Source organism: Neobacillus jeddahensis (assembly GCF_000612625.1).
Classification (GTDB): Bacteria; Bacillota; Bacilli; order Bacillales; family Cytobacillaceae; genus Neobacillus; species Neobacillus jeddahensis.
In genome coordinates this window covers 17,298-38,281 of the sequence record NZ_CCAS010000008.1, presented here as the reverse complement: position 1 = coordinate 38,281, position 20,984 = coordinate 17,298, and the positions used below count along the sequence as shown (strand labels likewise).

The window sequence follows — 20,984 nt, the reverse complement described above, 5'->3', positions numbered from 1 at the left end:
AGGAGGTTGTAGGGATGTTCCTTGATGATCGCAGTGTCAATTTGTTAAACGAATTGATCCGGACTCCGCAAATAAAAAATAAGGAACTAGAAGATAAATTTAACCTTAGTCGACGCCAAGTTGGCTATTCGATTGAAAAAATCAATCAATGGTTACAAACGAAAAACCTATTGCCGATTACGAAAAGCCGCAACGGAAATTTTATTATTGATAAAAATATCTTTGAACATTTTTCTGAGGGAAGGACGACAACCGATCACATCGAAACGTACATCCCGACCGAAAAGGAACGAGCACTCTTACTTATATTATACTTACTTGGCAAAAAAGAAGAAATCTCTCTGTTTCATATTATCGACCTTCTCCATGTCAGCAAAAACACGGGGATCAGCGATATCAAGGAAGCGACCGAATTCATTAAGAACTACGGTCTGACCATCTCCTATTCGCGCGCCGATGGCTATGACATCATCGGCGATGAGTTCCAAATCCGCAAGCTGCTGATCGAGGTCGTCAAATCCGTTCTTAACTTTTTCAATGGTTATAAGTATTTCGAGAAATTTCTACAGCTTACTATCGCACTGATGAAGGAAAAGGTCAAATCGATAGAAGCATCGCTCAATATCCATTTAACTGACGAAAGCTACGAAAGCTTGCCCTACATTATTGAACTTATTTTTATTAGAATCGAACAAGGACATTTCCTTAACGCTGACTTTCATATTAGCGTCGATGAACTGGCCGACACCGAAGAATATTTGGCCTCTAAGCTGCTCCTAAAGGAAAACATGGAAATACCCATCACCGAAAGAATCTGGCTCACCCTGCAGTTATTGACATCCAATGTGCGCGCAGCGGATATCCTCACCGATGAACGCATTCAAGAACTAAAGCATGCCATCAGCAAGATGCTTCACCTTTTTGAAAAAAAATCATGCATCTTCATTGTCGACAAAGAGGAGATTTTGAACAAATTACTGCTCCATATGCGCCCTGCCTATTATCGAATCAAATATCATCTCACCCTGAAGGATCAATACTCGATGAAAATGATTGAGGAATATATTGACCTGCACGAAATGGCCGCAGCCTCGATTGGTCCGCTTGAGGAGCTAATTGGCGAGACCTTCCCAGCAGGGGAAATTGCTTTTATCACGATGTTCCTGGCTGGACAGCTCATCAAACAAGGCGAAGACCTTCACAAAAAGAAACGCGCCGTGGTGGTTTGTACGAATGGTTTAACCATTTCAAAAATCATGCAGCAAACGCTAAAGGAACTATTTCCAGAATTTTATTTTGCCGAAAGCCTGTCATTAAGACAGTTTCAGACCGATCCGCTTGAGCATGATATTGTCTTTAGTACGATTCCGATTCAATCAGAGAAGCCGCATTATTTAATTAACCCCCTCATGACGATAAGCGAAAAAGAGGCACTGAGGAGGCGGGTGATTACCACCGTCGACAAGGATAGCTATGCCACGATTAACATTAGTCGCTTAATCGCTACCATTAAGGAAAATGCTATCGTCACCGATGAAATGGCCCTGCTCACCTCGTTGTCGAAGCTGTTTCAAGCGGGCCAGAAAAAGGAACCCAAGGAGCCGAAACCCGTCATATATGGGTTGAAACAATTTCTACCGAGAGAGTTCATCCAAATCCGCGATCGCGTCGATACGTGGCAGGAGGCGATTGCGATTGCCTGTGAGCCGTTGTTGACAAGCAAGATTATCAAGCCGGACTATGTGACAACGCTCGTCGAGGAAAACAATCATCAGCATGTGTATAGTTTTATAGGTCGTCAGATGGCGATTCCGCATGCCGCGCCGGAAAAGGGCGTCCTGGCCGATGCCTTTGCCATGCTTATTTTAAAAAATCCGGTTGCGTTTGCAAACGGACATAAGGTATCCATTGTCACGCCACTCGCCATTTATAATCAAAACCGCCATTTAAAGGCGTTATCGCAGTTAGTCGAGCTCGCTGAAGACGATCACAAGATTTCCAAATTGCTAGACTCGAAGGATGTGTCTGAAGCGTGGTTGATCATCAATGGATATTGAATTGTTAGGAGGAACTACCATGTTTTTCGATCGAAAAATTACCTTTTTTGAGTTAGAAGCAAGTGATCGCCAAGAGGCACTGAGGAAAATGGCTGAATCCCTATACGCCGCCGAACTCGTTTCCGCTTCGTTTCATGACGGAATTGTTGCACGCGAGGAAAGCTTTCCCACGGGATTAGCCGTCGAGCCCTATGGCATCGCGATTCCCCATACGGATGCCGATATGGTCATTACACCACAAATCGCTTTTGCCTCGTTAAAAAACCCTGTTAAATTCCAAATGATGGGAAGTGGCGGTGAGATTGATGTGTCGTTGATTTTCATGCTTGCCTTAAAAAAAGCGGAGGATCAACTAACGATGCTGCAGCGCTTAATGGAAATTTTTCAAGACCGGGCATTATTGATGGAATTTGCCGCCTGTAAAAATCAAGCCGACTTAGATGCCTTATTAAACAAGGCGGGGCTGGAATAATTCTCCGGGCTTCTGGAGCTGGACCATTCTCGAAATCAAAATTCTTTATAGAAAAAGGAGGACTTTACATGTCAGTTTTACAATGGTTCGTCGATCTTGGTGCAAGTGTCATGCTGCCAATTCTCTTGTTTATCTTCGGGATTATTTTGGGGACCAAGCCAAGTAAGGCCTTTAAAGCCGGCTTAACGGTAGGGATTGGTTTCGTTGGGTTGAACCTGGTCATCGGCTTGTTAACGAATAGCTTAGGACCGGCTGCCAAGGCGATGGTCGATAACTTTGGCTTCCAGCTTGGGACGATTGATGTCGGTTGGCCTGCCGCTGCCGCCATTTCCTACGGGACGGCCCTAGGAAGTTTGGCGATTCCACTTGGGATTGGTATCAACGTTGTCCTGTTGCTCGCCGGTTTGACAAAGACTCTGGACGTCGATATTTGGGATTACTGGCACTGCGCCTTTACCGGCTCGCTCGTCTACGCCCTGACCGGGAATTTTGCCCTCGGCTTGTATACGATTGCGATTCACTTAGTCGTTATTTTCTTCCTAGGGGATTTAATTGCTAAGGATATTAGTAAGTTTTACGGCTTTACCAATATCACGTTCCCACACGGGGCGTCGGCACCCTCCTATTTGGTTGCGAAACCGTTGAATTGGGTATTTGACCGAATCCCCGGCTTCAATAAATTAGAGGCGGACCCTGAATCGATCCAAAAACGAATTGGGATTTTCGGCGATTCGACCGTCATGGGTGTGTTAATCGGAATTGTCATCGGGTTTCTCGCTGGCTACAATGTCTCGGAAATCATGCAGCTTGCTGTGCAAACAGGAGCCGTGATGATGTTAATGCCGCGAATGGTTTCGTTATTAATGGAAGGGCTTTCGCCGATTTCGGAAGCTGCTAGTGATTTTGTCAGAAAACGTATGCCAGGCCGCGATCTCTATATCGGGATGGACAGTGCTCTTTCTGTTGGGCACCCGGCTGTTTTGTCGGCATCGCTAATCATTGTGCCGATCACGTTGTTTTTAGCGGTAATATTACCGGGAAATAAAGTTTTGCCTTTCGGGGATTTGGCGACGATTCCGTTCTTAGTCTGTTTGATGACACCAGTGTTCCGGGGGAATATCATTCGAACTGTGGTCGCCGGGACGATTTATATGGCGGTCGGATTGTTAATCGCTTCCTGGGCAGCCCCATTAATCACCGATTCTGCGTTAGCAGCGAAGTTTGATATGGCCGGGAACTCCAGTATTTCTGCCCTTGTCGATGGGGCGGTATGGACGACGTTTATCTTTGTCGGCTTGGCGAAGATTCTCAGTTGGGGCGGAATTACAATTATCGGCGTGATCGCCTTCGCCGGCTTGATTTATTTGAATAAAATCAAACCAAAGCGTGAGGCGAAGCTTGGCAAGGATCAAGGAGCCAGTCTATAAGAAAAGCGTCAGGCACCTGTCTATCGACTTAATTTCTCTTAATGCGAGCCGAAAGTGATCGTTTTAAGTAATCAAGCACAAGCCGAGCTAACGGGAAGGTTGTACGTTAACCTTCTCAACGGATTGGCTTGTGACCTCGAGACGATGGCTTCTCGAGGCCAAAATTTTTTAAAAAAGGGAAGGTGATTCGCTTGTTAACAGAGTGGAAGGAAGCTGTTTGTGAGGCCAATAAAGCCTTGAAGGAGCTGGAGCTTGTCAAATGGACGAGTGGAAATGTCAGTTATCGTGACCCAGCGAGCAATCTCGTTATCATTAAACCAAGCGGCATTCATTTTGCCGCCTTGACACCGGATGATATGGTGATCGTCGATTTAGACGGAAAGGTCATCGAGGGCCATTTGAAGCCATCGGTGGACACGGCTAGTCATTTGTACGTCTATAAGCATCGCGACGATATCCATAGTATTGTGCATACCCATTCCCCGTTTGCGACTAGCTTCGCGATTCGCGGTTTGGATATTCCGTCTTACACAACTACCGCCGCCAATCTCTTCAATGAGCGGGTTCCGTGTTCAGACTTTGCGGCAATCGGTGAAGAGGACGTGGGAAAACAAATTATTGACCATCTTGGTGATTCACCGGCCGTATTACTCCGCAGTCATGGAGTATTCACCGTTGGAAAGGATATTGAGCACGCCTTGAAGGCGGCTGTCATTTTAGAGGAAACGGCAGAATATGCTCATTATGCGACCTTGCATGAACCGGACATCGAGCCGCTCAGCTCGTCCGTGATTGCGGCTTGCAACCATTTTTACAAAACGTCCTATGGGCAAAAAAACACGATAAAAGGGTGAGTGCAGATGAAAAAACTATTGATTATGTGTGGAACAGGGATTGCTACGTCAACGATTGTTACGGGAAAGGTGAAAACGTGGCTTTCGGAAAATGGACTCGAAAGTAAAGTGAAGCTATTCCAATCGAAGATCAGCGAGGAGCTCAGTCGCATCGATGACTACGATATTATCGTCTCGACAACACTTGTCCCTGATAATATTAAAAGTAAGGTCATTGATGGCGTCCCATTGTTAACGGGCATCGGCAAGGACGCGATGTTCGAAAAAATCAAAACTCAAATTCTCGCATAACGAAAAAACAGCCTGCTGGTGGGAGTAGGCTGTTTTTTTATGGGGCCATTTAATGGGGCCTGACCCCCGGCGCGTTAAAGCTTTACTCCACCAAACCGAGCGTCCGCAAGCCGTGATAAATTCCGCTCTCCATGACGTCGGTCGTTTTATTTTTTGCAATGGCGAACAGGTCGGGATGGGCATTCCCCATCGCGAAGCTTTCGCCCACACTTTGGAGCATTTCCTTGTCGTTTAAGCCGTCACCAAAGGCAATTGCCTCTTCCTTCACGATTCCCATATGCTCCAAAACGAGGCTCACCCCGGTCCCTTTATTCACATTGTCACGAAGCACATCAAAGCATTGCTGCATCCCGTCGACATTTGCCTGCGATAGGATCAGGCTCGGCACGCTCTCATAGAAGTGAACATCATCCGGCTTCATATTAATAAACGTCATGGCAAGGACATCGTCCGTCGAACCGCGTCGCTGGGCAAGTGGTTCATTTTTCCGGTAAGCGAATTTCGTGACAAACCTTCGGGCAGCGGGGGAATCTAGGGAGGTGAGGTAGTTCGCGGTGCCGGTGTGAAGGGCAAGTTCGTGCTGATGTGCGCCGGCAATCGTTAATACCTGTTCTACATGTGTGGGCGGGAGCGGCTTTTCGAAGCAGCGCTTACCCTGAATAATGGCGGCAGCCCCGTTGTACCCGATAAAGGATTGGACCTGCAACTCCGCGGCGAGCTCCCTAATTTCATGAATCGGCCTGCCTGTCGTTAAGATGACTTCCATTCCGCGGTCAAGCACTTCCAAGATTGCCTGCTTGGTTGAGTGCTCAATCGTATCGTCAGGACGAATGATCGTGCCATCAATATCTAAAAATAAAGCTTTATAATGGGACATCTCGACACTCCTTGGTTTAGTTTCAGGAAAATTCATACTATTCCATTAAGGCTATTATAACATTCTCTCCCTTCGTCAATCTGAAAAAAGGAACCGGCAAAGAGTTGAACATTGCTTTTTTTTTCTGTAAAATGAGACGAATGCATGATTAATTTTAATAAAAGGGGCGATTTTTGTGGCAAAGGTATACGTCTTCGACCATCCACTTATCCAACACAAGCTTACTTACATACGTGATAAAAATACAGGAACAAAGGAGTTCCGCGAGCTCGTCGACGAAGTGGCAACATTGATGGCGTTTGAGATTACAAGGGATATGTCGCTGGAAGATATCGATATCGAGACACCAGTCTGTACGGCGAAATCCAAAGTCCTGTCTGGGAAAAAGATGGGCGTTGTGCCGATTTTGCGCGCCGGAATTGGCATGGTTGATGGAATCTTAAAGTTAATCCCTGCTGCGAAGGTAGGCCACATCGGCTTATACCGCGACCCTGAAACATTAATGCCGGTTGAATATTATATTAAGCTGCCAAGTGATGTAGAAGAGCGTGATTTCATCGTGGTGGATCCGATGCTGGCAACAGGCGGTTCTGCGGTGGAGGCGATCCGCTCCTTGAAGAAGCGTGGCGCCAAGCATATTAAGTTTATGTGTTTGATTGCTGCACCGGAGGGTGTGGAGGCTGTGAAAACGGCACACCCTGATGTGGATATCTATATTGCGGCATTGGATGAGAAATTAAATGACCATGGCTACATTGTACCAGGCCTTGGTGATGCCGGTGACCGTTTGTTCGGCACAAAATAGTTTTATGATGAACAGCTCCGTTGGTGGGGCTGTTTTTTGTTGGTAGTTGAGCTTAAAAATGAGCAAATCCTAAATTTTGGAGGGAATCCAGTAAGGAGAGCAACTGAAAATCAGGTTGTTTTTACCTGAAAATGGTAAATTATCCAATCTAGCTAAAAAATGATCCGATGATGTCGGAGAATCGTCCAAAGAAGGCAGAAAATGATCCGATCTCTTGCGAAAATGATCCGATCTTAAATGTTGGAGGGAATTCTGATGAGAGAGCAGCTGAAAACGAGGAAATATTTACCTGAAAATGGTAAATTATCCAATCTAGCTAAAAAATGATCCAATGATATTGGAAAATCATCCAAAGATAGCAGAAAATGATCCGATTCATCGAAAAAATGCTCCGATCAAACCCAGTCTATCTGCCTGTCACAAATTATCCACATAATAGTCGCAATTAAATTGCAGGAATTCAGCTCCTGAATACGGAAATTTACCGGTACAACTAAAAAATGAGACTAATTAAGGAGGAAATGCCATGATATTAAATGAACGACCCGTGCCGATCCCGCTCCTACAGCGCGAAGCCCTTCTGCGGAGAGTCCCGCCTACCCATATAAGTTACCGGGACATCGAAGTAGGACTAATGAAATGGAAAAAGGGATACGCCGGTGAAAAGAATGTCGATTACTACCTCTCCTACCTCCCCGAAGATCAATACCACATCATCAATGACCTGCGTCTCATACAGAAAAATCCCTTCCAAATCGATAGCTACATTCAATCAAGGCAATTTGGCTTAATACTAGAAATTAAAAACATCAGCGGGACACTATTCTTTGATCAGGCCACCCAGGGCGTTATCCGAACGTATAATGGTCAATCAGAAGGAATCTCCAATCCGTTGACACAAGCACGGCACCATCAGAGCCAATTCCTCAAATGGATGATCCACCATAAACTCCCCTCCATGCCAATCGAGTACTTAGTCGTCATCAGTAAAAACTCGACCATCTTACGCACGAATCCTGGGAATGAACATATCTTTAACCACATGATATACGCAGAAAACCTCGAGGAAAAAGTAGCGGAGCTAGCCGCCAAATATCAAAGTCCTCTTCTGAAAGGTCAGGCCCTCAACAAACGATGTCAACTGATTCTAGCGGAAAATAGCCCCGCCTATCCGGAAATCCTTAAAACCTTTGCCATTCCAAAATCAATCATTATAAAGGGTGTTCGATGTCCGAATTGCCAACATATCCCGATGATCCGAGTCTCTGCCTCCTGGTATTGCGGTAAATGCAAGACCTACTCAAAGAATGCGCACATTCCAGCCATTCGTGAGTACTTTCTTCTCATGAATGAGCCGCTCACCGTTAAACTTTTTCAAGAATTTTTCCGCATTGACCAGCGCAATGTTGCGAAATACCTCCTCCGTACCCTCTCTCTTACGGCGACTGGACATGAGCGAACCACTGCATACTTTCTTCCACCCGAACGCATACTATCCCCACTTCTGGAAAACGATAGTAAAAAAGGGGAATGGTCGATATGAAATTGCTACTTGCTATCCTTCTCACCTTCCAAACAGCCAACATACTAGTTCACCCGCCGATTCCAAATCGGGCAGACGAAACCATCGCGATCGTCGTCCTCGATAAGCCGCACTCTGAGCAGGATATCAAACAGCTCATCGCTCCGTACAAAGACGTGAAACTGCGTCGCATTTTTCAAGAGGCAATCGATGGTTTTTCCGTGCAAGGTAGCGCGGAGCAAATCGAAAAGCTGACCACCCAAGCACACAAGCAAATTATCCATGTCTCAGCGGTTACCAACTATCAGGCCGAGACCGAGGAAAGCATCAAGATCATTGGCGGCGAAGAAGTGCGCAGCTTTTTTGACCAAAAAAATGAGCGGCTCACCGGCAAAGGGGTAACGGTTGGCGTCATTGATACGGGTGTCGATTACACCCATCCCGATCTAAGGCGCAATTATGCGGGTGGGCATGATCTCGTCGATAACGACCGCGATCCGATGGAGACACTCGCAATCGGCAAGGCTACCATCCACGGCACGCATGTCGCCGGGATCATTGCAGCTAATGGAAAAATAAAGGGCGTCGCTCCCGAGGCCAAGATTGTTGCCTACCGGGCACTCGGTCCGGGCGGAGGCGGGACAACCGAGCAAGTTCTCGCGGCGATTGATCAGGCGATCAAAGACAAAGTCGATATTGTCAATCTGTCACTCGGCAACGACATAAACGGTCCCGACCTCCCAATTAGTCTCGCTTTAAATCGCGCTGTCGACAAAGGCATCGTTGCTGTAGCGGCATCGGGAAATTCTGGCCCGAATGTGTGGACCGTCGGTTCCCCTGGTACAGCCTCGAAAGCGATCTCGGTCGGAGCGTCAACACCAACACTGGAGATCCCCTCTTTATTAATAGAAGGAACACGGGATAAAATCCGGCTTCAGCCGATGGAGGGCTCGGAAAAGTGGGCGCTGGACCGTTCCTTAGAGCTAGTCGATGGCGGGATCGGCAGGAGAAAGGAACTACAAAACGTTCAAGGGAAAATGGTCCTATTGCAACGGGGAACATTGACCTTTTCGGAAAAAGCCAAAAATGCCCTTGACGCGGGGGCAAAGGCCGTGTTGATTTACAATAATACGAGTGGAGAGTTTATGGGTAATTTGGATACCCCAATGACCATCCCGGTAGCAGCGCTATCGAAGCGTGACGGAGGTATTTTACAAAAAGAAATAAACAAGGGCAGTGTGTCGGCGAGGGTCGAGGTGAGGGAGGAGCGGGATCGGCTGGCGGACTTTAGCTCGCGTGGGCCGGTGACGGGAACATGGGAGATTAAGCCAGATATTGTTGCGCCAGGGGTGGCGATTCATTCGACAATTCCGGGCGGTTATTTGTCGCTGCAGGGGACGAGTATGGCGGCGCCGCATGTGGCCGGGGCCTGTGCGCTGATTAAGCAGGCGCATCCGGATTGGACGCCGCTGCAAATTAAGGCGGCTTTGATGAATACGGCGAAACCGCTTAGCAGCGGAGCTAGTGCGGAGAATAAAGACCATACGATTAAAATCGGTGCTGATTCTGAACCAAGCTATTATCGAACGTATGAGCAGGGGGCTGGCCGGATTCAGGTGGATGCGGCGATTCATGCACCTTCGCTTGTGTCGCCGAGCAGTATCCGCTTTGGGAAGTATACCGATGAGAGTGACCGGCATATCGCTCATTTGCATGTGGAAAATACGAGTGGCCGCACGCAGCGCTATGCCTTTACGATTCCGAAACAGGTGGACGGACTGAGCTGGCACTTCCCGTTATCGTTTACCTTAGAGGCGGGCCAAGCGAAGGAGGTCAGTGTCGAGCTTGTTGTCGATCCGAAGTTGTTTAAAGGCAAGATACACGATGGCTATTTAAGTCTGCAGGCCGGGGAAGCGTCGATGCAAATTCCATATTTGTATGTGCTTGAGGAGCCAGGTTACCCGCGTGTGATGGGGTTTGATTTTGGCAAAGGCGATCGACCAGGAGAGTACCGGTATGAGGTGTATTTGCCAGGCGGGGCGGAGGAATTTGGGATTGCACTGTTTAATCCCGAGGATTACCGGTTTGTGGGCTATCTTGATAGTGAAACGAATGTGAAGAAGGGGCAGCTCAAGAAGGTCATTCCAGCCGATCAAGTACCAGCCGTTGGAACGTATTTGGTGAAGGTGTTTGCGAAGAAGGCTGGGAAGGAGGATTTTATGGAGCGGATGATTGTGATAGAGGAGCCGGAGGAGTAGATTGTGCAGTCCGAAGCTACATAAAAAATGAGAATTAGATTAGAATTGGATTAAAAGTTCACAAAATGGACACAATTTGGACAAAAATTATTTGGAATTTACAATACAATTGTAGTAGTAATAAAAATTGAAAAAGTGGAGGAAATGAGAGGAATTGTTTGTGGATTAATTCACGTAAACTCATTGACATTGACAAGTGCCTATTGTATGCTAACAAAGGGTGTAAATGACAGGGTTTTCATAGTTTTTTATTTATATAATGATAGTTATTATGGAACCAATTCCCTTAGTGCCCCGTCAGGCATTCTCTTAGAGTGAGGATGTGATGAAAGTGCGTCAAAACAACCGCAATCCCTTTCGAGCCATGGCTCTAATGTCCGCGATTGTCTCCCAATTAGTCGGTTCCATTCTTATCGGTATTTTCTCAGGCAAATGGCTTGATCAGCAATGGAATACGGAGCCAATTTTCTTAATAATCGGACTGCTTTTGGGACTAGCCGCGGGTACATATACTATGCTTCTTTCTATCCGCTATTTCAATTCAGGAGACAACTAACATGCCAGATTTTAGAGTATTGTACAACAGGGAACGGAAATGGATGTTTTACTTGTTGTCCATCTATGTTCTTGGCTGGGGCTTCACTTCGTTCCAGACGGTGTTTTTGGGATTGATTCTTGGGACATGCTTTGGTTTTCTTAATCTTTGGTTATTAGTAAGGAAAACAGAGAAGTTTGACAAACTGGTTTCACAAGGCAAAAAGGTCACCTCGCTGGGTTCTCTGTCGAGGATGGCAACAGCGGGTATTGCAGCCGTTATCGCCTTAAGATATCCTGAATATTTTGATATGATAGGACTAGTGATAGGACTGATGACATCCTATATTGTCATTATGATAGATTATTTTTACCATGTAGTACATGTACAGAAATGAAGTGGAAGTGAGGTGAGTTTTAATGGAACATAAAGCTCCGGAGTTTGAGTTCATGGGACTTTGGTTTAACGGCGCTAATATGCTGATGATTACGATTGCAAGTCTGATTGTCTTTTTAATCGCTCTACTTTCAACCCGCAAGCTTGCTATGAAACCAACAGGAATGCAGAACTTCTTTGAATGGGTGATGGATTTTGTTAAGGGGATCATTAACAGTACAATGGATTGGAAGGATGGGGGGAGATTCCATATTCTTGGAATTACGATCCTCATGTATATCTTTGTATCCAATATGATAGGTTTACCGTTTGCACTTGTGGTAGATGAAACACTCTGGTGGAAGTCACCAACTTCAGATCCAATGATCACTTTGACTTTAGCTGTAATGGTTGTAGTTCTTTCCCATTTCTATGGTGTAAAGCTAAAAGGTGTGAAGGCGTATAGAGAAGGCTTCTTCAGTCCAATGAAATTTTTGTTTCCTTTAAAGATTATTGAGGAATTTGCTAATACGTTAACACTTGGTCTTCGTCTTTACGGTAACATTTTTGCCGGTGAATTGCTTCTGTCGCTTTTGGCAAGCGGGCTGGCACATCAAGGAATAATAGGTACGATTGCAGCAGTGCCGTTAACCCTGGTATGGCAAGGTTTCTCTGTTTTTGTAGGTTCCATCCAAGCGTATATCTTTACAATGCTAACAATGGTGTACATGTCTCATAAAGTGAGTCATGACCATTAAATAAACCGTTCATTCTTATGGACAAGCTAAAAAAAAACATATGTTTTTATACATTTAAGGAGGAAAAAGAAATGACAGGTTCAATTGGTATTTTGGCAGCAGCTATCGCAATCGGTTTAGCAGCAATTGGTGCAGGTATTGGTAACGGTCTGATCGTAGGTCGTACAGTAGAAGGGATTGCTCGTCAACCTGAATTACGCGGTGTCCTTCAAACAACAATGTTTATCGGGGTTGCGTTAGTTGAAGCATTACCGATTATCGGTGTAGTTATCGCATTCATGGTATTAAACCGATAAAATTAGAAAAATTCTAAATGGCGGAGATCAACCAATCCTCGCCATTCATTTATGTATTTTTCCTATCGTTTAGCGACTCTTGAAAGGAGTGAGCCCAGGGTGTTAACAAGCAGTTTAGTATTGGCTACTGCTGCTGAAGGCGGCGGCCATATAAATTTTGGAGATATCTTCTTCCAGTTAATAATATTTATCATTTTACTAGCATTGCTTAAGAAATTCGCGTGGGGTCCTTTAATGGGCATCATGAAGACTCGTGAAGATCACATTGTGAATGAAATTAATGCGGCAGAAAATAGTCGGTTAGAAGCGAAAAAGCTTTTAGAAGAACAAAGAAGTCTTTTAAAAGAAGCGCGAAACGATGCGCAGAATTTGATTGAGAACGCGAAAAAACAAGGCGATATTCAACGTGATGAAATTATCACGGTTGCCCGTACTGAAGCGGAACGTATCAAAGAAGCAGCGAAGCAGGAAATTGAACAGCAAAAAGAAAAGGCAGTTACAGCGATTCGTGAACAAGTGGCTTCTTTATCTGTATTAATTGCTTCAAAGGTCATTGAAAAAGAATTAACTGCCAATGATCAAGAAGAGCTAATTAATCAATATATTAAAGAGGCAGGAGAAGAGCGATGAGCAACTCCATGGTAGCAAAACGCTACGCATCAGCTCTTTTTCAAATTGCAACGGAACAGCAGAACTTAAGTCAGGTAGAAGAGGATCTTCGTGTAGTAAAAGAAGTCTTACAATACAATGCCGATTTGAAAGCTGTTTTAAGCTCTTCGAAACTTACGATTGATAAGAGAAAAGAGATTGTGACAAATGCTTTTGCATCGATCAGTGTCCATGTCCTTAATACATTATTGATCTTGATAGACCGCCACCGTGAGAACGAAATCATTGAGGTGGTAAATCAATTTATAGAGCTTGCGAATGAAGCAAGTGGTGTGGCAGAAGCCCAAGTCTATAGCGTTCGTGCGCTTACAGATGTTGAGCGGGAAGCCATATCGACTACATTTGCGGCGAAAATTGGTAAAAAATCACTTAAGATTGAAAATATTGTCGATACCAACTTGCTTGGCGGGATCCGCCTGCGGATTGGAAACCGTATATATGATGGATCATTAAGAGGTAAGTTAGATCGGTTAGAACGTAAATTATTGTTAAGCTAAGATTGAAAGAATAGGGGTGAAACTCATGAGCATCAAAGCTGAAGAAATCAGTGCCCTGATTAAGAAGCAAATTGAAAACTATCAGGCAGAAATTCACGTAACCGATGTCGGTACCGTTATCACAGTCGGTGATGGTATTGCTCGTGTTCATGGCCTCGACAACGTCATGGCCGGAGAACTTGTTGAATTCGCAAACGGCGTTATGGGTATGGCACAGAACCTTGAAGAAAATAACGTCGGTATTATCATTCTTGGACCTTATACAGAAATTCGTGAAGGCGATGAAGTACGCCGTACAGGCCGCATCATGGAGGTTCCGGTTGGGGAAGCCATGATCGGACGTGTTGTAAACTCGCTTGGACAACCAGTTGATGGAATGGGTCCTATTAACACAACGAAAACACGCCCTGTAGAAGCAGTTGCTCCTGGCGTAATGGCTCGTAAATCCGTTCATGAGCCATTACAAACAGGGATTAAAGCGATTGACGCCCTTGTGCCAATTGGCCGCGGTCAGCGTGAGTTAATTATCGGTGACCGTCAAACAGGTAAAACATCTGTTGCCATCGATACAATCTTGAACCAAAAAGGTCAAAATATGATTTGTATCTATGTTGCCATTGGACAAAAAGAATCAACTGTACGTGGTGCGGTTGAAACTCTTCGTAAATATGGTGCATTAGATTACTCAATCGTTGTTACAGCTTCTGCATCGCAGCCAGCTCCGCTTCTTTACCTAGCTCCTTATGCAGGTGTTGCGATGGCAGAGGAATTCATGTATGAAGGCAAGCACGTCTTAATCGTATATGATGATTTATCTAAACAGGCGGCTGCATACCGTGAGCTTTCCTTGCTGCTTCGTCGCCCTCCAGGTCGTGAAGCATATCCAGGGGATGTTTTCTACTTGCACTCCCGTTTGCTTGAGCGTGCATGTAAAATAAATGATACACTTGGTGCTGGATCGATTACAGCATTACCATTTATTGAAACACAAGCAGGCGACGTTTCTGCATACATTCCAACAAACGTTATCTCCATCACGGATGGACAAATTTTCTTACAATCCGACCTATTCTTCTCCGGTGTTCGTCCGGCGATTAACGCAGGTCTTTCTGTATCACGTGTAGGGGGATCAGCGCAAATCAAGGCAATGAAAAAAGTTGCTGGTACATTGCGTCTAGACCTTGCATCATACCGTGAATTAGAAGCATTCTCGCAATTTGGCTCTGACCTTGATAAGGCAACCCAAGCAAAGCTTAATCGTGGTGCCCGTACGGTTGAAGTACTAAAGCAGGATCTTCACAAGCCGCTAACTGTTGAAAAGCAAGTAGCAATCCTATATGCCTTAACACGCGGTTTCCTTGATGACATTCCATTGGAGGATATCCGTCGTTTTGAATCAGAACTCCATAATTGGTTAGACCACAACCGCAAAGAGTTGTTAGACCATATTACAAAAACGAAGGATCTTCCTTCTGATGACGATATGGCTTCTGCAATCAACGACTTCAAAAAGACGTTTGCAGTTTCCGAAAAATAGGGTCTGACATGTAACAAGGTTTGGCAGTGCGGCCGTTGCATACGGCCGTGCACCGAGCCAGACATTCTTTGAAAAAGGGTGGTGAGAACCTATGGCTTCATTACGCGAAATTAAAACTCGTATTAATTCGACAAAAAAGACGAGTCAGATCACAAAAGCAATGGAAATGACCTCTGCTGCTAAATGGAATCGTGCAGTCGTTAACGCGAAAGCTTTTGTTCCTTATATGGAAAAAATTCAGGAAGTAACGGCATCGATTGCGATCGGTTCAGGCGGTGTGAATCATCCTATGCTGAAACATCGACCTGTTAAAAAGACTGGTTATATTGTGATAACAAGTGATAGCGGGCTTGCAGGTGCATTTAACAGCAACGTGATTCGTAAAGTCCATCAAACAATTCAAAGCCGGCATAAATCGAATGAGGAATTCACCATTATTGCCATTGGCAGAGTGGCTCGTGATTATTTTGCCAAGCGCGATATGAATGTTGTTCTTGAAATAACAGGACTTCCAGCACAGCCGAACTTTGCAGACATTCAAGATGTGACTCGCAATACGGTTGGGATGTTTTCTGATGGAACATTTGATGAACTATACGTCTTTTACAATCATTATGTAAGTGCCATTTCTCAGGAAGTGACGGAGAAGAAATTACTTCCACTATCGGATTTATCCACTTCGCACAAGCTCATTTCCTATGAGTTTGAGCCATCTGCAGAAGAGATTTTGGAAGTCCTCCTGCCGCAATATGCCGAAAGCTTAATTTACGGTGCCCTACTTGACAGTAAGGCGAGTGAACATGCGGCCCGGATGACGGCAATGAGAAATGCAACGGATAATGCCAAAGAATTAATTAATCACTATACATTAGTTTTCAACCGTGCCCGTCAAGCGGCAATCACCCAAGAGATTACCGAAATTGTTGGCGGTGCGGCGGCCTTAGAATAAGGCCATTAGAATGGTGCCATTTGGTGCCTGACACCATTATCAACACCTCTTTAGTGGAAATGAATGTTGTTCAGTGACCTTGTAGAGTAGTGTAACGGGAATCGGTAAAGCGCTCCTGATTTTCTGATTACAACGGTTTCGAGTGAGGTGTGGTGAACAAGGTTCATTTTTAAAAAAGGGGTATGAAATGATGCAAAGTGTAAGTTAGGAGGGAAAACGATGAACAAAGGACGCGTTCTTCAGATTATGGGTCCGGTAGTTGACGTAAAGTTTGAAAACGGTCAATTGCCTGAGCTCTATAATGCTTTGACAATTGTAAACAAAGTGCGTAATGAATCAGGTGTTGAGATCAACTTAACCCTTGAAGTAGCCCTTCATTTAGGTGATGATACAGTTCGGACAATTGCGATGTCATCTACGGACGGTTTAACTCGTGGTTTAGAGGTGGAAGACACTGGTAAACCTATTTCTGTTCCCGTTGGAGATGTAACACTTGGTCGTGTATTTAACGTTTTAGGTGAAGCAATTGACCTTAAAGAAGATATTCCTGTAAGTGCCCGCCGTGATTCGATTCACCGTGAAGCACCAACATTTGAGGAGCTTTCTACTGAGGTTGAAATTCTTGAAACGGGTATTAAAGTAGTTGACTTACTTGCTCCATATATTAAAGGTGGTAAGATCGGTTTATTCGGTGGTGCCGGTGTAGGTAAAACCGTTTTAATTCAGGAGTTAATCAATAACATCGCTCAAGAACATAGCGGTATTTCTGTTTTCGCTGGTGTTGGTGAGCGTACACGTGAAGGAAATGACCTTTACCACGAGATGACAGATTCTGGCGTAATTAAGCAAACAGCGATGGTATTCGGACAAATGAATGAGCCGCCAGGTGCGCGTATGCGTGTGGCCTTGACTGGTTTGACGATGGCTGAATATTTCCGTGATGAACAAGGACAAGACGTGTTATTGTTCATTGATAATATTTTCCGTTTTACACAAGCTGGTTCTGAGGTTTCTGCCCTACTTGGCCGTATGCCATCTGCGGTAGGTTACCAGCCAACGCTTGCGACAGAAATGGGTAAACTGGAAGAGCGGATTACGTCTACCAATAAAGGTTCGGTTACATCGATCCAGGCGATTTATGTACCAGCCGATGACTATACGGACCCGGCTCCAGCAACGACTTTCGCGCACCTTGATGCAACTACTAACCTTGAGCGTAAGCTTTCTGAGATGGGTATTTATCCTGCGGTGGATCCGCTTGCATCGACTTCTCGTGCCTTGTCACCAGATATCGTTGGTGAAGAGCACTATAAAGTGGCTCTTCAAGTGCAGCAATCGTTGCAGCGTTACCGTGAATTACAGGATATTATCGCTATCTTAGGTATGGATGAGCTTACTGATGATGATAAGTTAGTGGTACTACGTGCGCGTCGTCTACAAAACTTCTTGTCACAGAATTTCCACGTGGCTGAGCAGTTTACTGGCCAACCAGGATCTTATGTACCGGTTAAAGAAACGGTTCGCGGTTTTAAAGAGATTCTTGAAGGGAAATATGACCATCTTCCTGAGGATGCGTTCCGTTTGGTTGGGCGTATTGAAGATGTGATTGAAGCTGCAAAACGTATGGGTGTAGAGGCCTAAGAAGAGCCAGGAGGGTAAAAAATGAAGACGATTAAAGTCAGTGTTGTTACTCCCGATGGCCCGGTGTATGATTCAGATGTGGAAATGGTGAGTACGAAGGCTCAAAGTGGTGAGCTAGGGATTTTGCCAGGTCATATTCCGTTGGTTGCTCCACTCCAGATTGGTGCGGTTCGTCTGAAGAAGGATGGTAAGACGGAGTTTATCGCGGTAAGCGGTGGATTTTTGGAGGTTCGTCCGGATCAAGTGACGGTTCTTGCCCAATCAGCTGAGAAAGCATCTGATATTGATGTGGAACGTGCGATAAGAGCGAAGGAGCGTGCTGAACAACGTATGAAGGAGCAAAGGCTTGAGCATACGGATTTCAGACGTGCGGAGCTTGCGTTGCAACGTGCCATCAATCGCCTCGCTGTATCGGAAAGAAGAATGTAATAGTATGAATGAAACCCCTTTGGCGGCGTGTGCTGCTGGAGGGGTTTTTTGGTGTTCGTTGAAAAAAGGGGAAAGTCTGAATGAATTGAGTTTGTTTGAATAAGATGTTAGGGAAGTAGGTTACAGTTTAAATTAATTTAAAAAGTCTATTTGGTGAACATTTGTTGACAATTCTCACTGACATTGGAAACATTTTGTTATTAAATAGGGGTGGTTGTCGAATTGGTAAGGCATTGTGGGGGGGCGGCACGTCATCTTCCGCTAACGCCCGAGATCACGTGTTGGCGGTGCCCACACTTGGGACTAGTTCTGTGCGCCTCCGTTGTCACTAAGGTTTGCGAAATTTCTCCTTTTAAGTCTCATTTGTGAGCGAGCGCTCAAGGGTTTTAAACTGGAAAATTATCGCGACGGATAGAATTCCAATTTTAAGAAATTGGCTTGTCGACACGGATTTGTAACAGTGCTATAATGAATTCGGTTACAATATTCATTAGTATGAAAATTTACAACATTGGAGGGGATGGACATGGAACTTCTGAATGTATATCAGAATAATTATCTGATAGTTTTTGTATTTCTATGTCTTGGGGTATTGCTGCCGGTGGTGGCGTTATATTTAGGTAAGCTGTTGCGTCCTTATAAGCCAAGTGATGCAAAGTATACCACATACGAAAGCGGTATTGAGCCATTTCACGATTCTCGTGTTCAGTTCAATGTCCGCTATTATATTTTTGCCCTGATGTTTGTTATTTTTGATGTGGAAACGGTGTTTTTATATCCATGGGCGGTGGCCTATGATAAGCTAGGGATTTTTGCGCTCGTTGAGATGTTGATTTTTGTAGCGATGTTGCTAATTGGCCTAGTCTATGCTTGGAAGAAGAAGGTGCTACGATGGATTTAAAACTGGAAGAGTTCTCACCTGAAGAGATTAGAGAGTTAGAGAGAAATGTATTTTTTGCCACGCTGGAGCAAATTAAGGCATGGGCCCGGAGTAATTCACTGTGGCCAATGACATTTGGTCTGGCTTGTTGTGCGATTGAAATGATGGGTGTTGGGGGAGCGAATTATGACCTCGATCGTTTCGGCTCATTTTTCCGGACATCGCCACGGCAATCGGATTGTATGATTGTGTCGGGAACGGTGACGAAGAAGATGGCACCGATTGTGCGTCGGTTGTATGATCAAATGCCGGAGCCAAAATGGGTTATTGCGATGGGTTCGTGTGCGACAGCGGGAGGACCGTATGTGAAGTCGTACTCCGTTGTAAAGGGCGTCGATCAGATTGTGCCGGTCGATGTGTATATCCCAGGCTGCCCACCAAACCCTGCAGCTTTAATATATGGAATAAATAAATTAAAAGGAAAAATTCGTTATGAAGCGAAGACTGGGAAGAAGGTGATTTAACCAATGAGCGGGGAGAAAGATCTCGATCAATTAAAGAAAGAGGCGGCGGAGAAAGCGAAGGCGGCAGCCCTAGCGAAGCGTCAGGTGAAGGAAGCGGGCGCAGCGGCACCACCACCATCAAGTCCGGCGACGCCAGAAGTGCAAGCCCCGGTGGCGGACGAGGTTCCTGCTGAAGAGCCGGTGTTGGCAAGTGATGCCGGCGATGATCTCGCGAAGAAAAAAGCCGCAGCTGTGGCGAAAGCAAAAGCGGCGGCAGCAGCGAAGCGAAAAGCGATGGAGCAAGCGGGAGGCATGGAGGCAACGGAAGAGCCAGCAGCACCAGAAGCCGATGCCGGTGATGATCTCGCGAAGAAAAAAGCGGCAGCAGTGGCGAAAGCGAAAGCGGCGGCAGCAGCGAAACGAAAAGCGATGGAGCAAGCGGGAGGCACGGAGGTAATGGAAGAGCCAGCAGCACCAGAAGCCGATGCCGGCGATGATCTCGCGAAGAAAAAAGCGGCAGCTGTGGCGAAAGCGAAAGCGGCTGCAGCAGCAAAACGAAAAGCGATGGAGCAAGCGGGAGGCGAAGCACCAGCAGCTGAAGCAACTGATAGCGCTGGAGGTGGAGATGATGCCAAGGCGAAGGCAGCGGCGGCAGCAAAAGCAAAAGCCGTAGCAGCAGCGAAGGCAAAGGCAGCAGCAGCGGCCAAGGCGAAAGCAGCTGGCAGCGAGGCCCCAGCAGGTGATGATGAAAAAGCCAAAGCGATTGCGGCCGCAAAGGCGAAGGCGAAAGCCGTGGCAGCAGCCAAAGCGAAAGCAGCAGGTTCTGCAAAAGCGGGTGAGGCTGAAACACAAGCGAGCGAAGCGCAACCATCTGTTAATCAGCCGTTTTTAGATAAGTATGTGAAGGTCATTTCGGAAAACCTAGGTTCAGAGGTTTTAGAAGATTCTTATATTAATAAACTTTCTAAAGATGTTCCGACTCTTGTGGCAAGGCGAGATACATATTTTAAAGTGGCTCAATTTTTGAAATATAATGAGCTCTTAGGTTTTGACTATCTATCCGAGCTGCATGGAACGGATTTTGTCACACATATGGAAGTTTATGTGCACTTATACTCATACAAAAATCGGCAATCAGTGGCATTAAAAGTGAAGATTGACCGCGATGAACCAACAATCGAGTCCTTGCAGCCAATTTGGGCTGGCGCAAACTGGCCTGAATGTGAAACCTATGATTTATTAGGAATTAAGTTTGAAGGACATCCAAATCTGCATCGGATTATGCTTGGAGAAGATTGGGTTGGCCATCCACTGCGAAAAGATTATGAGCCGTACGATGTGGAGGTATAGCC

The 20,984-nt window shown here is 45.5% G+C and carries 22 protein-coding genes; 21 read left to right on the top strand and 1 reads right to left on the bottom strand.

From position 1 onward, the window contains the following. Window positions 1-14 precede the first annotated feature (14 nt). From TY15_RS05625 to TY15_RS05605, 5 genes are all read left to right on the top strand, one after another. Window positions 15-2,057 carry a BglG family transcription antiterminator gene (locus TY15_RS05625; RefSeq protein WP_040206986.1) on the top strand — a complete coding sequence of 681 codons (2,043 nt, stop codon included), beginning with the start codon at window positions 15-17 and terminating at the stop codon, window positions 2,055-2,057. Between the two features lie 19 nt (window positions 2,058-2,076). Beyond that, entirely contained in the window at window positions 2,077-2,529 is a 453-nt protein-coding gene (locus TY15_RS05620; RefSeq protein WP_040206989.1) for a PTS sugar transporter subunit IIA, read from the top strand. Window positions 2,530-2,597: 68 nt separating this feature from the next. Continuing rightward, entirely contained in the window at window positions 2,598-3,956 is a 1,359-nt protein-coding gene (locus TY15_RS05615; protein WP_040206991.1) for a PTS galactitol transporter subunit IIC, read from the top strand. Window positions 3,957-4,147: 191 nt separating this feature from the next. Further along, the gene (locus tag TY15_RS05610) at window positions 4,148-4,810 is read left to right on the top strand and encodes an L-ribulose-5-phosphate 4-epimerase (protein ID WP_040206992.1); all 663 of its coding nucleotides are present in this window, start codon (window positions 4,148-4,150) and stop codon (window positions 4,808-4,810) included. Window positions 4,811-4,816: 6 nt separating this feature from the next. Beyond that, window positions 4,817-5,101 carry a PTS sugar transporter subunit IIB gene (locus TY15_RS05605; protein ID WP_040206993.1) on the top strand — a complete coding sequence of 95 codons (285 nt, stop codon included), beginning with the start codon at window positions 4,817-4,819 and terminating at the stop codon, window positions 5,099-5,101. Between the two features lie 82 nt (window positions 5,102-5,183). On the opposite strand, the gene TY15_RS05600 is transcribed toward TY15_RS05605, so the two are convergent. After that, on the bottom strand, window positions 5,184-5,978 hold the full coding sequence (locus TY15_RS05600; RefSeq protein ID WP_040206994.1) for a Cof-type HAD-IIB family hydrolase: 795 nt from the start codon (window positions 5,976-5,978) through the stop codon (window positions 5,184-5,186). Window positions 5,979-6,153: 175 nt separating this feature from the next. On the opposite strand from TY15_RS05600, the gene upp reads away from it, so the two are divergent. From upp to TY15_RS05520, 16 genes are all read left to right on the top strand, one after another. Further along, window positions 6,154-6,783 carry a uracil phosphoribosyltransferase gene (gene upp, locus TY15_RS05595; RefSeq protein ID WP_040206996.1) on the top strand — a complete coding sequence of 210 codons (630 nt, stop codon included), beginning with the start codon at window positions 6,154-6,156 and terminating at the stop codon, window positions 6,781-6,783. Between the two features lie 526 nt (window positions 6,784-7,309). Next, window positions 7,310-8,326: a nuclease-related domain-containing protein gene (locus TY15_RS05590; protein ID WP_052353707.1), complete on the top strand. Its 1,017-nt coding sequence runs from the start codon at window positions 7,310-7,312 to the stop codon at window positions 8,324-8,326. Continuing rightward, window positions 8,323-10,563, top strand: a complete 2,241-nt coding sequence (locus tag TY15_RS05585; RefSeq protein WP_040206998.1) for a S8 family serine peptidase — start codon at window positions 8,323-8,325, stop codon at window positions 10,561-10,563. The genes TY15_RS05590 and TY15_RS05585 overlap by 4 nt, the downstream gene beginning before the upstream one ends. A gap of 331 nt (window positions 10,564-10,894) precedes the next feature. Next, window positions 10,895-11,119: an AtpZ/AtpI family protein gene (locus TY15_RS05580; protein WP_040207000.1), complete on the top strand. Its 225-nt coding sequence runs from the start codon at window positions 10,895-10,897 to the stop codon at window positions 11,117-11,119. 1 nt (window position 11,120) lies between these two features. Continuing rightward, window positions 11,121-11,495 (top strand): ATP synthase subunit I, encoded by a 375-nt coding sequence (locus tag TY15_RS05575; RefSeq protein ID WP_040207001.1) that lies wholly within the window; start codon window positions 11,121-11,123, stop codon window positions 11,493-11,495. 22 nt (window positions 11,496-11,517) lie between these two features. Further along, the gene (gene atpB / locus TY15_RS05570) at window positions 11,518-12,231 is read left to right on the top strand and encodes a F0F1 ATP synthase subunit A (RefSeq protein WP_040207003.1); all 714 of its coding nucleotides are present in this window, start codon (window positions 11,518-11,520) and stop codon (window positions 12,229-12,231) included. A 71-nt stretch (window positions 12,232-12,302) separates the two neighbouring features. Continuing rightward, complete coding sequence (gene atpE, locus TY15_RS05565; RefSeq protein ID WP_040207004.1) at window positions 12,303-12,527, top strand: F0F1 ATP synthase subunit C; 225 nt, start codon at window positions 12,303-12,305, stop codon at window positions 12,525-12,527. Window positions 12,528-12,626: 99 nt separating this feature from the next. After that, window positions 12,627-13,157 (top strand): F0F1 ATP synthase subunit B, encoded by a 531-nt coding sequence (gene atpF / locus TY15_RS05560; protein ID WP_040207006.1) that lies wholly within the window; start codon window positions 12,627-12,629, stop codon window positions 13,155-13,157. Beyond that, on the top strand, window positions 13,154-13,693 hold the full coding sequence (locus TY15_RS05555; protein WP_040207008.1) for a F0F1 ATP synthase subunit delta: 540 nt from the start codon (window positions 13,154-13,156) through the stop codon (window positions 13,691-13,693). Before atpF ends, TY15_RS05555 begins: the two co-directional genes overlap by 4 nt. 25 nt (window positions 13,694-13,718) lie before the next feature. Then, window positions 13,719-15,230: a F0F1 ATP synthase subunit alpha gene (gene atpA, locus TY15_RS05550; protein ID WP_040207009.1), complete on the top strand. Its 1,512-nt coding sequence runs from the start codon at window positions 13,719-13,721 to the stop codon at window positions 15,228-15,230. A gap of 91 nt (window positions 15,231-15,321) precedes the next feature. Beyond that, window positions 15,322-16,179, top strand: coding sequence for an ATP synthase F1 subunit gamma (gene atpG, locus TY15_RS05545; protein ID WP_040207011.1), 858 nt, complete (start codon window positions 15,322-15,324; stop codon window positions 16,177-16,179). A gap of 219 nt (window positions 16,180-16,398) precedes the next feature. Beyond that, window positions 16,399-17,820: a F0F1 ATP synthase subunit beta gene (gene atpD, locus TY15_RS05540; RefSeq protein ID WP_040207014.1), complete on the top strand. Its 1,422-nt coding sequence runs from the start codon at window positions 16,399-16,401 to the stop codon at window positions 17,818-17,820. A 21-nt stretch (window positions 17,821-17,841) separates the two neighbouring features. Then, complete coding sequence (locus TY15_RS05535; protein WP_040207017.1) at window positions 17,842-18,249, top strand: F0F1 ATP synthase subunit epsilon; 408 nt, start codon at window positions 17,842-17,844, stop codon at window positions 18,247-18,249. Window positions 18,250-18,775: 526 nt separating this feature from the next. After that, window positions 18,776-19,150: an NADH-quinone oxidoreductase subunit A gene (locus TY15_RS05530; RefSeq protein WP_040207020.1), complete on the top strand. Its 375-nt coding sequence runs from the start codon at window positions 18,776-18,778 to the stop codon at window positions 19,148-19,150. Continuing rightward, a complete protein-coding gene (locus TY15_RS05525) occupies window positions 19,141-19,653 on the top strand; it encodes a NuoB/complex I 20 kDa subunit family protein (RefSeq protein ID WP_040207022.1) in 513 nt (170 codons plus the stop codon). The genes TY15_RS05530 and TY15_RS05525 overlap by 10 nt, the downstream gene beginning before the upstream one ends. 3 nt (window positions 19,654-19,656) lie before the next feature. Further along, window positions 19,657-20,982, top strand: a complete 1,326-nt coding sequence (locus TY15_RS05520; RefSeq protein WP_040207024.1) for an NADH-quinone oxidoreductase subunit C — start codon at window positions 19,657-19,659, stop codon at window positions 20,980-20,982. Window positions 20,983-20,984: the final 2 nt, after the last annotated feature.